Below are 12,840 nucleotides of genomic sequence, written 5' to 3'. Positions count from 1 at the left end.
GAAGCGAATAGCAGGTGTCCGGCCGGACTCGTTGCGGCCGGGACGCAGGAGAGCAGGAACGGCCGGTGTTGCCGGCGGCTACCGGGGTCGAATCTACGAAAGGGAGCTCAGCATGATGCAGCCTGAACGTCTCATGGTTGAACACCTTGAGGAAGCGTGTGGCATCACCATGGCTCAGCCACGGTTGTCATGGTGGTTGCCCGAAGGCTGCACGCGACAGCTGGCGTATCGGATTCGAGCCGGACGGTGGGACTCGGGAACGGTGAAGTCTGACCAGTCAATCTTGGTGCCCTACGCCGGTCCTGCTCTGTGCTCGCGCGAGCACGTGGACTGGACAGTCAAAGTGTGGACCGATATCGGTGAATCAGCGTGGTCAGAATACGGCCGGTGGGAGATGGGCTTGCTTGACCTCTCCGACTGGAAGACGAGCTGGATCGAGCCGTCGACGTGTACACAGGGCGAACGAGACGCCGACCGATGTTTAGTGTTCAGGGGAACAGCCGACCTTTCCGGTCTGGTGCGCCGAGCGCGGCTGTACGTCACGGCGCACGGCATCTATGAGTTCTTCATCAACGGCCATAGGGTGGGCGATGCGGAGCTGACGCCCGGCTTCACCAGCTATGAATCGCGCCTCCAAGTGCAGAGCTTCGATGTGACCGACCTGCTGGTGGCCGGCGAGAACGTCCTTGCGGCCGTGCTTTCCGGGGGATGGATCGGATGGACGCCCCGCTACCGGAACATGCATGTCGGTCTGCTGGCTCAGCTTGAAGTGCAGGGATTCAACGGGAGCCTGAACCGCTATGGGACTGGGAGTGACTGGTTCTACGCTGGTGGGCCCATCAAGTGCGCAAACCTTATGCGGGGCCAGGTGGTCGATCTCCGTGACGTTCGCCTGGATTGGTGCGATCCAGACATCGACCTGGCCGACTGGGCGCCAGTGCGGACGGCTACGGATGTGGATTTCAGTCGCATGTGCGGTCCTGTAGCGCCTCCGGTGCGGCGTATTGAGGAGGTGTCACCGGTCACGGTGAGCCGACCGTATCCGGACCGACAAATTGTTGATCTAGGGCAGAACATTAACGGTTGGATCAGGCTCAGCAACCTTGGGCCGGCCGGCAACACCCTTACGTTGACTCATGGGGAGGCGCTGGATACGGATGACGATCTCACGATCGACCATATCGCCGACGGCGCCGTTGAACGTGGAGAGCCGTTTCAGCGCGATCAGGTCACTTCTGCCGGAAGGATGGGCGATTCGTTTGAGCCACGGCACACCACGCACGGATTCCGCTATGTCCGCGTCGAGGGACATCCGGACGACTTGAGATCCGGCGAAGTGCGGGGCGTCGTCGTCCATACGGACCTGCGACGAACGGGGTGGTTCGAATGCAGCGATGACAGGCTCAACCGGCTGCACGACGCGATCGTGTGGAGTTTTCGCGGCAACGCGTGCGACATCCCCACGGATTGTCCTACACGTGAGCGCGCCGGGTGGACCGGTGATTGGCAGATTTTCATACCGACCGCCGCATTCCTCTACGACGTCGCGGGGTTCTCAACGAAGTGGCTGCGTGACCTGGCCGCAGACCAACGCGAGGAGGGTGAGGTGTGGTACTGCGCGCCCAACCATGAGGCCGCACCGTTTCATCCGCTTGGATCGGCAGGCTGGGGCGACGCCGCCGTGATCGTTCCCTGGGAGGTCTACCAGGCGTACGGTGATCGTGATCTGGTCGCGCAGCAATGGGATTCGATGGCGGCGTGGGTGCACTATGCCCAGCGAAAGGCTCGACAGCAGCCAGATTCACCGCGGGAGTCTGCCCGGGAGCCACTGTCCCCGCATGAACCCCATATATGGAACACGGGATTCCATTTCGGTGAGTGGCTCGAACCGGACATGCTGTCGAAGAGTTCCGGATCGGGCGACATCGAATCGCACATGGCCACGTTGCACACGGCAGATCACAGCAGCCTTGCCACAGCTTACCTTTACCGGTCCACCAAGCTGCTGGCCAACATGGCTCGGGTCGTAGGGCGAGCAGACGAGGGTTCGCGGTACGACGAGTACGCGGCGTCGGTGAAGGCAGCCTGGCAGGCTGAATTCATGCGGCCTGACGGTCTACTCAAGCCCGACACGCAGGCGACGTACGTACGCTCGCTCGCCTTTGATCTAGTACCGGGAGCCGCGAGAGCACAGGTCGCCGAGCGTCTTGTGGACCTGATCCGCAAGGCGGACACACATCTCGACACGGGCTTTCTTGCCACCGCGGACCTTCTGCCGGTTCTTGCGGATGCAGGACACGTCGACGTGGCATACGAGTTGCTCCTACAGGACGCCGAGCCCTCCTGGCTGGCCATGATCAACCGGGGAGGCACAACGGTGTGGGAACACTGGTCCGGCTTGGACGAGGAAGGCAGACCGAACGCACCCAAAGGCGTCGGTTCCCTCAATCATTACAGCAAGGGCGCGGTGGCCTCGTTTCTGCACCGCTACGTGGCCGGCATACGGCCGAACCAAGACTTCCCCGGTTACCGGCACTTCACCATCAAGCCTTGCCCAGGAGGTGGCCTCGTGTCCGCCAGTGCCACGCACGACTCTCCTTACGGCCGGATTGAATCAAAGTGGTACGTGGACGGCGATCGCTTCACAGCGGAGGTTGTCATTCCGCCCGGCACGAGTGCCGATGTCGTTCTTCCCGGCGCAGAGCCTGAGTGCCTGACATCTGGAAGCTACCGACTAAGCACACGCAACCCTGCGACACGTCAGGTAGGCGGTCGCTAGGGGCAACATCGAGACGCTTGAGGAGCAGCAACGACAAGGGGAGTTACCGCTACTCACCAACGAGTCCGCATCTCTTTCAACGAGGAGGAGCACAGTGGAACGCCGAACTCTTTCACGACGCAGCTTCATTTGGGGCACGACAAGCGCGGCGCTGCTCACGGCCTGCACTTCTGGTGGCAGCGAGGGCAACAGTGGATCTGACACCTCGGACGTGCGCCGGACGCCAAGCCCAGGAGACTACGGGGAATCTCCGATGCTCATGGGACGGGTCGAAGCGGGCGAGCTCCCGCCAGTAGCCGGGCGCTTACCCAAGCAGCCCTTCGTTGTCGGGCCTGGCACACTGCTCGACGACGGACCGGTCGGCTTCGAACCCGGACGATATGGCGGAACACTGCAACTACCGCAGCGGAATCCAAACTTTGATCGCAGCGTGCAGATAGCCAACACCGAGCCGCTCCTATGGTCTCCGGGCGGCTTCGGATATGTCGACGGCGAGTCGATCGAAGGAAATGTCCTTGCCGGATACGAGGCAAACGAGGAGAACACTCGTTTCACCTTCCACATGCGTGAAGGACTGCACTGGTCCGACGGTGAACCAGTAACGTCCGAGGATGTTCGGTTTGCATTCGAGGACGTCCTGTTCAACGAACAGATAACACCCTCCGTCCCGACGTATTTGCGCGCCGCAAGACGGTTCGACGGGCCGCCTGCGGAACTCACGATCATCGATGAATACACGTTCAGTCTCGTATTCGATGAGCCTTATGGGGACTTTACTGCCCAGCTTGCCGGTAGCGGCTTTGTGGGCTATGGCGACGTTATCAAGCCACGGCACTACCTTGAGCAGTTTCACGAGAACTACGCCGACGCTGGCGCTCTGAATGAGATGATGAAAGACGAGTCGATCGACGAAGGAGAATGGCACCATCTTTTCCATGCTAAACAGATGGACGGCGTGCAGAATGTCTCCGACAGGACCAGGGCGGGTCATCCAACGTTGACGCCATGGGTGATGGCGGACGGCGGAACCAGCGTTCTCCGGTATGAGCGAAATCCGTACTACTTCAAGGTCGACATCGACGGGAATCAGTTGCCGTACGTGGATGAACTCCGTGCATCCGTCGTGGAAGACGTGGATGCACTGGCTTCGCGGACCCTCTTTGGAGAGTTTGATTACGTGGGCCAGGAGCTGTCAATTCAGCACGTGCCGCTGCTTGCGGAGCGGCGTGATGCTGGTGAATTGAACCTACATATGCCGCGCAACTACAGATGTCCGATCAACTTCGAGCTTAATCTCACGCATCCAGACAACACATGGAGAGAAGTCGTCCGCGATCTCCGCTTCCGCCGGGCGTTGAGCCTCGCGATCGACCGACAGGAGATTCTGGATACGTTCTTCTTCTCCGAGTTCGGCTCCGTTCCGGAGCGAGTCAATCCTGCGGAGTATAGCCTGGACGAAGCTAACGGGCTTCTGGACGAAATGGGCCTGGACGAGCGCGATGGCGAGGGGTTCCGGCTCGGGCCTGATGGCGAACGGTTCGCGATTCCTTTCGAGATCGTGCCCCGCACTGACTCACACGTACCGATCACCGAGCTGGTGGCGGGGTACTGGAAGGACGTCGGAATCGATACGACGCTGCGCCAGATCGATGACGGGACGCAGGCGGAGCTTGGCAACGACGTCAAGGCAAGCGTCTTCTGGATTGCCGATCCAGACGCCATGGCAGCCGGATATGGAGAAGACTACTTGCCACACAAGTTTGGTGCCTTCTGGGCTCCTGCGTGGGGCGAGTGGTACTCGTCGGGCGGCGAACGTGGCGAGGAGCCGCCTGACGCAGTCCAAGAGCTTTACGGTCTCTATGAGCAGATGATGGCTGCCGAGCCCGGATCGCAGGAAAGAAGTGCCGCCGCCGACGGTATGGTCGACAACTATCGAGAGAACATCTGGACCATAGTCCCGATAGAGTCCACGCAGCTTCCTATGCCCTTCTCGGCCCGCTTGCGGAATGTTCCTGAGGGGAACAGCGATGTCTTCAGCGTCGTGGTCGAGATGAGCATGGAACAGTGGTACATAGAAGAATGATCGTCGGTACGCGAGTCGTGTTACTGCGAGTGCGAGAGTAGGTGAACCGCATGGGAGGCTACGTCCTGCGTCGGCTCATGATGCTGCTGCCTGTGCTGTTCGCCGTCTCGGTCGTGTCGTTCATCATCATCGAGCTTCCCCCTGGCGACGTGGTCAGCCGTATTGAGGCGCAACGTGCTTCGCAGGGTTTCGAGATGACCGAAGCGGAACGAGCGGCGCTGATACAGCAGTACGGCCTGGACCAGAACATCTGGGCTCGGTATCTCAATTGGATGGGCGATTTCCTGCGCGGAGATCTGGGAAGGTCATTCCAGTGGGACAGGCCGGTAGCTGACTTGCTCGCGGAACGTATCCCGTTGACGATCGTGATCTCCCTTGCCACCGTGGCGTTCATCTTCGCGGTCGCGGTGCCGATAGGAGTCTACTCCGCGGTTCACAAGAATTCGCTCTTCGACTATCTGTTCACGTTCCTGGGCTTCATCGGCCTGGCGACGCCGAACTTCTTGGTCGCTCTCATCCTGCTCTGGCTTTTTCATTGGTTGTTCGGTGTGAACATGAGCGGTTCCTTCTCCGAAGAATTTGTCGATGCGCCGTGGAGCCTCGACAAGGTGTTGGATCTGCTCAGTCGAATATGGTTTCCCGTCCTGATCATCGGTACGGCCGGCACGGCCAGTGTGATCCGCGTGATGCGAGGAAACCTACTGGACGAGTTGGAGAAGCAGTACGTCATCACCGCACGGGCGAAGGGGATGAGGGAAAGCGCGGTTCTGGTTCGTTACCCCTTGCGGATCGCCATCAATCCGATCGTGTCGACTATCGGTTGGCTTCTTCCCTCAATAGTGGGCGGCGAGGTCCTGGTATCGATCGTGCTCAACCTTCAGACGACCGGGCCACTGCTGCTGGGGTCGGTAATCAATCAAGACGTCTATCTTGCCGCAAGCATAATCTTGATCCTGTCTGTGCTCACGGTTGTCGGCACATTGGTGGCAGATCTATTGCTGGCGTGGTTGGACCCGAGAATACGGTTCGAAAGGGTCTCCCGATGAGTGGCATTGTGGATCACGAGAAGGCTGGGCCCACTGCGGTCGGGCACGAACAGTCCCAGTACGTCTATGCGAGCCAGTGGCGATTGATGTGGTGGAAGTTCAAGAAGCACCGTGTCGCGAAGTGGTCGCTATGGGCGCTGGTCGCGATGTACATCGTGGCGCTGGCCCCGAACTTCTTCGCACCTTACGGCGCAGACACACGGTTCGAGGGGTACCAGGACGCGCCGCCGACCTTGGTTCGGGTGATCGATGACGGCACGCTTGCCGCGCCGTTCGTGTATGGACGTGAACGGACGCTGGATACCCAGACGTTGCAATACGAGCACGTCGAAGACCGGGGGCAACGGTCGACTATTCAGTTCTTCGGGCGGGGCGAGCCGTACAAGCTCTTTGGCGTGATAGAGACGGACCGCCGCCTGTTCACAACCGAGGCCGGCGAGCCGCCGGTGTTGCTCTTGGGCACCGACAGGCTGGGGCGGGACATCCTTTCGCGGATCATTTATGGATCGCAGATCTCTCTGACCATAGGACTTGTGGGCGTCGCACTGGGCTTGGTCCTCGGGACTCTGCTCGGTGCCATATCGGGATACTTCGGCGGGGTGGTGGACACAATAATCCAGCGGGTTACTGAGTTCATCCTCGCTCTGCCGGCATTGCCACTGTGGATCGCGCTAGCTGCGGCTCTGCCCCGGGATTGGTCGATCATTCGAACCTACTTCTTCATCGTCGTGATCTTGTCTTTCATCTCATGGACGGGACTGGCTCGCGAAGTACGGGGCAAGTTGCTGGCTCTACGCGAAGAGGACTTCGTGGTGGCGGCGAAAGTGGCGGGGGCGTCACGTCGGCGGATCATTTTCGGCCATCTTGTGCCGTCCCTGACCAGCCATTTGATCGTGGTGACAACATTGGCGATTCCGGCGATGATTCTGGGCGAGACAGCGCTGAGCTTCATCGGGGTCGGGATGCAGGCGCCGGCCGTCTCGTGGGGAACGTTGCTCCAAGATGCGCAGAACGTGGTAGCCGTCACCGCGCATCCTTGGCAATTGACGCCGGCAATACCGGTGGTCCTGGTCGTTCTGTGCTTTAACTTCCTGGGAGATGGTTTGCGTGACGCAGCAGACCCATACAGCCGGTAATGGAAGGAACAGCCTGGCTCCGGCGAGTGCGCGGGGCCCGGGACGGAGCGTGGACTTGAGTCACATGGTGGACGAGCGACCAGAGCCGATCCTGGAGATCAGGAACCTGATGACACACTTTGCGGGCGCAGAGGGAACAATCCGGGCAGTTGATGATGTGACCTTGACGCTTGAGCGAGGCTCGACGCTGGGGATCGTGGGCGAGTCTGGCTGTGGGAAGAGCGTGACGGTCCGTTCGATCTTGGGAATCCTGGCGGGGCAGGCACAGATCGTCGGTGGCGAGATCCTGTATCACGAGCGCGATGGGGGAGTGGTGGATCTCGCGAGCTTGGACCCACGGGGCCGAGAGATGAGATCTGTCCGCGGCAATGAGATCGCGATGATCTTCCAAGAGCCGATGGCGGCCTTCTCGCCCGTATACCCCATAGGACGCCAGATCATGGAGGCGGTTCGGATCCATACGGACAAGTCGAAGAGAGAAGCGCGGCATCATGTGATCGACATGCTGGCGCGAGTCGGGGTTCCGCAACCAGAGCGCACGGTTGATCGGTTTCCGTTTGAGTTGTCCGGTGGGCTCTTGCAACGGGCGATGATCGCGATGGCGCTGTCATGTCAGCCATCGATCCTGATTGCTGATGAGCCCACGACCGCGCTGGACGTTACGGTGCAAGGTCAGGTGTTGACTCTGTTGGCCGATCTTCAGCGAGAGATGGGGATGTCGGTCATCCTGATCTCGCACAATATGGGCGTGATCGCACAGGCCGCCGATGCGGTAGCGGTGATGTATATGGGGCGTGTAGTCGAGCAGGCGCCGGTGTGGGAACTCTTCGACAACCCGCAGCATCCGTATACACGCGCGCTGTTGGAGTCGGTTCCGGTGATCGAGACGGACGTGGGGGAGAGCGGGCGGCTGCAGGCGATCGCCGGGGACGTGCCGAACCCATACGACGTGCCGTCAGGCTGCCGCTTCCATCCTCGATGTGCAGCATTCATGGCCAACATGTGCGAGCAGTCCGAGCCTGTACTCGTGAAGGTCGGGGACGCGCATACGGCGGCGTGTTTCTTGGCGGAAGAGAGCCATGGGGAGAGGAGGGACTAACGTGAGTGAGAGCGGGGAACTTCGTGACGTCGGACGTCTCGCACCCGAGAGTACGGGCGATGTGGTTCTGCGGGTGCAGGACGTGGCAAAACACTATCCGATCAAGAGAGGTTCTTTTCATCGAACCACTGGCAACCTTCGGGCCGTCGACGGGGTAAGTTTCGATGTCTATCACGGCGAGACGCTCGGTTTGGTCGGCGAGTCTGGCTGCGGCAAAACGACGATGGGAAAGATGATCGTGCGTGCCGCGGTGCCCACCTCGGGCCAGATCCATTTCCATTCTGGAAGCAAAAGCTCAGAGCGGGTCTCGCACGATGATTCGAGCATAGATGTGGGGACCGCACGTGGCGCTGATCTATCGCGGTTGCGCCGCGGCGTTCAAATGATATTTCAGAATCCATATACATCGTTGAATCCTCGGCACAGGGTCCGGGACATCATAGGGGAGCCGCTGAAGATCAATGGTGTAGCGCGAGGCGGACGACTCGTGGAGCGGGTCTTTGAGTTGATGGACCAGGTGGGGCTTCGTCGCGAATACGGAATCCGTTATCCCCATGCCTTCTCCGGTGGCCAGCGTCAGCGGATAGGCATCGCACGGGCGCTCGCGCTGAATCCCCGACTTGTCGTCTGCGACGAGCCCGTCTCGGCATTGGACGTCTCGATACAGGCACAGATTCTGAACCTGCTCCGAGACCTTCAAACCCAGTACGGGCTCGCATACATCATGATCTCTCATGATCTCGGCGTCGTGCAGCACATCAGCGATCGCGTCGCTGTGATGTATTCCGGGAAGCTGGTCGAATTGGGGCCCACGGCTGAACTTTTCGCTCAGCCGAGGCATCCATACACCAAAGCCCTCCTCGATGCGTCTCCTAAGCCCCATCCCAGGTATCGCTTGCAGGCCGCTGCGATCTCAGGTGACGCGCCCGATGCGAGTCGGCGTATTGCGGGCTGTTCCTTCCGTACTCGTTGCCCGTTCGCGCAGCGTATCTGCGCGGAGGAGGAGCCGCCTTTGCTGCCGGTGGCCTCCGCTGATGCCGCACATGAGTCGTCTGGTCGCTTCGCTGCATGCCATTTCGCTATGTCTCCGCCGTGGGGTGGAGCCGCGGGTTCGACCGGGACTGAAGGCACGGTGACGAGGCAACCAAGGCACGTCCCATCACTCTAGGCGGAGGACACAATGAAGATTCTGCGAGAACAAGAGAGAGATACCCCAATAGCGGGAGACTCGGACGTCGTCGTGTGTGGCGCGGGACCGGCGGGGTTCGCGGCGGCGCTGTCATCGGCACGCATGGGAGCGAGGACGACCTTGCTCGAGGTGGGTGGCTGCCTGGGCGGCGTGTGGACAGCAGGTGCGCTCAGCAGGATCATCGAGGCGGACAAGCCGGGTGTCATGGCTGAGTTGACGGAGATTCTGGATGCGCGTGGAGCGCGTGCGGACCGTGGGAGTACCGAGTTCAGCTACGACGTTGAGATGATGAAAGTCGTGCTCGAAGAGCTTGCGTGTGCTGCCGGCGTCCGAGTGCAATTGCACACCAGAGCTGTCACGGCGCAGGTCGACGAGTCGCGTCGATTGTCCGCCGTCATATCTGAGTCCAAGTCAGGCCGAGAGGGATGGACAGCGCACGCTTTCGTCGACGCAACGGGAGATGGCGACGTTGGCGCACTTGCGGGGTGCCGGTATGACTATGGCCATCCTGATACCGGTGACGCTCAACCCATGAGCCTGATGGCATTGCTCATGGGACCCAGAATCGAAGAGATCGATCGGTTCATCGCGGGAGGGAAACCTGTGCCGCGTGACAGTGCGGCGGCGCCAAGCCCCTCGCAGCGTTACAGAGGGGGCACCCGGGCACTTCTAGAGGAGATTGAGCGCGCCGGCGTCAAGCCGTCTTACAAGGGCCCAACTCTTTGGGCTATCCACGACGATCTTTTCGCGATGATGGCCAATCATGAGTACGGTGTCTCAGCACTGAGCGCCGGTGAGATCACCGAGGCAACGATGGCGGCGCGGGCGGAGCTTCACAGCATCGTGAATGGCCTGCGTTCCCTCGGTGGGCCGTGGGCACGACTCAGGATAGTGGCTACAGCCGATCAGATCGGAGTGCGGGAAGGGCGGCGTATACACGGGCGCTACATGGTTACGGCCGATGACCTCATCGATGGGAGGCGTCATGAGGATGCCATCTGCCGGGCGCATTGGGGGGTTGACGTTCATGCGCTGTCCGCCGCGGAAGGCGGCTACCTGAGTTCTGCTCGGGAACGGGAGACGAGTGGCGGCGTGCGGAAAGAGGTGGAGGTTCAGCCATATGACATACCGCTGCGTGCTCTCATCGCCCGGGACGTGGACGCCCTCCTGATGGCCGGCCGCTGCATAAGTGGGGACTTCCTTGCGCATTCGAGCTACAGAGTCACCGGTAACGCGGTAGCCATGGGCCAGGCCGCCGGTGTGACAGCGGCATTATCGGCAATGGGGAGCCTACTTCCACATAAGGTGCCGTGGGACGACGTCGACGCTGCTCTCCGGGAGATCGACCTGCGCCAGCCGACCGTATAGGTGGGCCGCAGGGCATATCTCACGACGTGCGTAGCAGTTCGAGGAGTTCAAGCGCACGGCGCCGGGCCGAATCTCCGTCTTCGACCCAATGTGCCAGGGTGCTCGAGGAAGTCCATGTCTCGTACACGCCGCGTACCTTGCCGAATGAGTTGTCGAGGACCACGTGGGGTATGCCGGCGAGCAGAGCAAAGATGTGGCCGTGGAGCTTGTTGGTCACGAGGACACGCCCGGCGCTCTCCAGGCGGAGACCCCGACGTATAGAGGCGCGGCACAGCGGCTCGAAGGTGGCTGCGTAGGGACGCCACAGTGCGCCGCGCAAGGAAGGCCAGCGGGCGAGTAAGGTGCCAAGTTGAATGTGTGCCGTGCGCACAATCATGTCCTGCATGGACACAGAGGGTTCGTCCTGGACCTTGCTCGCCCACTCGATCGTGCGGCTGGCCACCCCCGGTGGAGGGCTACCGTGGTCGACATGCTCCGGGTCGGAGGCCCTCCAGGCGTTCCAGACAAGGTCGATGGAAGGTTTTGTAGGCCTTGGGAGAGGCCCAAGGGCAAACGCCATGTCGGGCGTGAGGCGGATGTCGGTGTCGAGGTGCTTGCGGGCTCGCTGCTCGCTGAGCTGATCGCGCACCATCAGCGTGAAGTTGTTGTGCTCAGCGATGATCCGTTGAATCCGTGCGGTGTTCGCAGGGTCTTTGAAGTAGACAGCGATCGGCAGCTGGATGATGGGAACACCACGGAGCTCCGCCAGCAAGCGCTCTCTGGTTTCGGGCGTTCCGAAGGTGTACAGGTCGCCGAAGTCGCCGCCACCCGTGATCAGTACCGGGCCGAATGGTACGGCGCGCCTGAGGGCGGGGATGGAGAGGGTGTTGTACGCGGCCTGGTAGGCGACGCGTACGTTCAGGCGGCGGAGAGAGGCGTGAACCGCTTGCCAGATCGCCATGTCACCAGGATTTCCCACCCATCGCGGCCACCCAGCTGACAGGTTGTGGAAGTTCACCAGGGCAACCTCGGATGCACCACCGAGAGCATCTCGAAGTGCGTCGTCGAGTGTTGTGCGGAGTTTCTCGATCAGCTGAGTATCGGGATTAGTCGACGATGCGCTCGAGTGGATTATCGACATGTTGTCGCTCCTATTCTCATGATTAGAACCGCGGCTATGCGCTCTCCCTGCCTTTAATGGTGGAGCATGTGCCTGGTGGTGAACAAGTCAGAAAGCGACCGGATATTTCCCAATGGCGAAGCATCGTGTGGATATACGTTACTTTGTTGTAACGCGTGAGTGAACGGCAGGGCAATTCCACCGTTTCGGGAAAGGTCTGGGCGTGAATGAATGTATGTTTGGCTGCATGGAAATGCGTGAACTATCGATTCCCAACGCGTACGAGTTCATCCCGCAGGTGTTCGAGGATCGGCGTGGCCGCTTCGTTGCACCGTTCCAGGGGCAGGAGCTGGCCGGCACGCTTGGGCACCCGCTGGCTCTTGCACAGGTCAACCTGAGCGTCTCCCGGAAGGGAACAATCCGGGGCGTGCACTTCGCCGATACGCCACCTGGTCAGGCGAAGTACGTGTGGTGTCCGCATGGTGCCCTGCTGGACGTGGTCGTGGACCTGCGGGTCGACTCGCCGACGTTCGGACGCTGGGATGCTGTGCATCTCGATTCCACTGACGTCCATGCGCTCTACATCGCCGAGGGTCTTGGGCATGCGTTCGTTGCGCTGGAAGACGAGACAACCATGGCGTACCTGTGTTCCACGGCGTACAACCCCACGCGGGAACATGGCGTCACACCGTTCGACGAGGATCTATCGCTGCCCTGGCCCGACGATATCGAGCCGATCGTGTCCGACAAGGACGCTCAGGCTCCGACCCTGCGGGAAGCGCTCGAGATGGGGCTTCTTCCCAGCTTTGACACCTGTGTGACGCACTACGCCACAGCCCAAGCGCACTGGACCGCTGCTCAGCCTGCCGATGCATCCAGTCCGGCCGTATGACCGAGAGCCCTATCACCCATCTGCCCGCCATGGCACTCGCCGAAAGCATGCACCCCTGGGCGGCCGATAAGTCGACGGTCGCCGACAGTCATGCGCGTGCAGGTGGGTTGGTGCGTTGGGGCTACTCTCCGGTTTGTCCGTCTACGGAC

At 60.8% G+C, this 12,840-nt stretch carries 9 protein-coding genes; 8 read left to right on the top strand and 1 reads right to left on the bottom strand.

Annotation, left to right across the window (positions count from 1 at the left end; genetic code table 11):
- Positions 1-112 precede the first annotated feature (112 nt).
- The 7 genes from ELR45_RS10980 to ELR45_RS10950 all read left to right on the top strand — a co-directional run bounded on the left by ELR45_RS10980 (position 113) and on the right by ELR45_RS10950 (position 10,700).
- Entirely contained in the window at positions 113-2,779 is a 2,667-nt protein-coding gene (locus tag ELR45_RS10980) for a family 78 glycoside hydrolase catalytic domain (protein WP_129665944.1), read from the top strand.
- Positions 2,780-2,873: 94 nt separating this feature from the next.
- Positions 2,874-4,862, top strand: coding sequence for an ABC transporter substrate-binding protein (locus ELR45_RS10975; RefSeq protein ID WP_205856396.1), 1,989 nt, complete (start codon positions 2,874-2,876; stop codon positions 4,860-4,862).
- A gap of 50 nt (positions 4,863-4,912) precedes the next feature.
- Entirely contained in the window at positions 4,913-5,908 is a 996-nt protein-coding gene (locus ELR45_RS10970; protein WP_129665940.1) for an ABC transporter permease, read from the top strand.
- Complete coding sequence (locus ELR45_RS10965) at positions 5,905-7,044, top strand: ABC transporter permease (RefSeq protein ID WP_129665938.1); 1,140 nt, start codon at positions 5,905-5,907, stop codon at positions 7,042-7,044. The genes ELR45_RS10970 and ELR45_RS10965 overlap by 4 nt, the downstream gene beginning before the upstream one ends.
- Before the next feature lie 64 nt (positions 7,045-7,108).
- Positions 7,109-8,143 (top strand): ABC transporter ATP-binding protein, encoded by a 1,035-nt coding sequence (locus tag ELR45_RS10960; protein WP_129666529.1) that lies wholly within the window; start codon positions 7,109-7,111, stop codon positions 8,141-8,143.
- Between the two features lies 1 nt (position 8,144).
- Positions 8,145-9,311, top strand: coding sequence for an ABC transporter ATP-binding protein (locus tag ELR45_RS10955; RefSeq protein WP_240759475.1), 1,167 nt, complete (start codon positions 8,145-8,147; stop codon positions 9,309-9,311).
- Between the two features lie 12 nt (positions 9,312-9,323).
- Positions 9,324-10,700 carry an FAD-dependent oxidoreductase gene (locus ELR45_RS10950; RefSeq protein WP_129665934.1) on the top strand — a complete coding sequence of 459 codons (1,377 nt, stop codon included), beginning with the start codon at positions 9,324-9,326 and terminating at the stop codon, positions 10,698-10,700.
- 19 nt (positions 10,701-10,719) lie between these two features.
- On the opposite strand, the gene ELR45_RS10945 is transcribed toward ELR45_RS10950, so the two are convergent.
- Entirely contained in the window at positions 10,720-11,820 is a 1,101-nt protein-coding gene (locus ELR45_RS10945) for a polysaccharide pyruvyl transferase family protein (RefSeq protein WP_129665932.1), read from the bottom strand.
- A gap of 226 nt (positions 11,821-12,046) precedes the next feature.
- Between ELR45_RS10945 and ELR45_RS10940 the strand changes: the two genes are divergently transcribed.
- Positions 12,047-12,691, top strand: a complete 645-nt coding sequence (locus ELR45_RS10940; protein ID WP_129665930.1) for a dTDP-4-dehydrorhamnose 3,5-epimerase family protein — start codon at positions 12,047-12,049, stop codon at positions 12,689-12,691.
- The last annotated feature ends 149 nt before the right edge of the window (positions 12,692-12,840 follow it).

Origin of the sequence: Phytoactinopolyspora endophytica (assembly GCF_004138495.1) — a bacterium.
GTDB lineage: Bacteria > Actinomycetota > Actinomycetes > Jiangellales > Jiangellaceae > Phytoactinopolyspora > Phytoactinopolyspora endophytica.
Note: the sequence above shows the minus strand (reverse complement) of the source record. Positions and strands in the feature narration are given on the sequence as shown.

What these genes read in the sequence shown, in the direction of transcription:
- ELR45_RS10980 (WP_129665944.1), top strand. Translation starts at nt 113, where the DNA reads ATGATGCAGCCTGAACGTCTCATGGTTGAACACCTTGAGGAAGCGTGT.
- ELR45_RS10945 (WP_129665932.1), bottom strand. Translation starts at nt 11,820, where the DNA reads ATGTCGATAATCCACTCGAGCGCATCGTCGACTAATCCCGATACTCAG.
- ELR45_RS10970 (WP_129665940.1), top strand. Translation starts at nt 4,913, where the DNA reads ATGGGAGGCTACGTCCTGCGTCGGCTCATGATGCTGCTGCCTGTGCTG.
- ELR45_RS10965 (WP_129665938.1), top strand. Translation starts at nt 5,905, where the DNA reads ATGAGTGGCATTGTGGATCACGAGAAGGCTGGGCCCACTGCGGTCGGG.
- ELR45_RS10940 (WP_129665930.1), top strand. Translation starts at nt 12,047, where the DNA reads ATGGAAATGCGTGAACTATCGATTCCCAACGCGTACGAGTTCATCCCG.
- ELR45_RS10950 (WP_129665934.1), top strand. Translation starts at nt 9,324, where the DNA reads ATGAAGATTCTGCGAGAACAAGAGAGAGATACCCCAATAGCGGGAGAC.
- ELR45_RS10960 (WP_129666529.1), top strand. Translation starts at nt 7,109, where the DNA reads ATGGTGGACGAGCGACCAGAGCCGATCCTGGAGATCAGGAACCTGATG.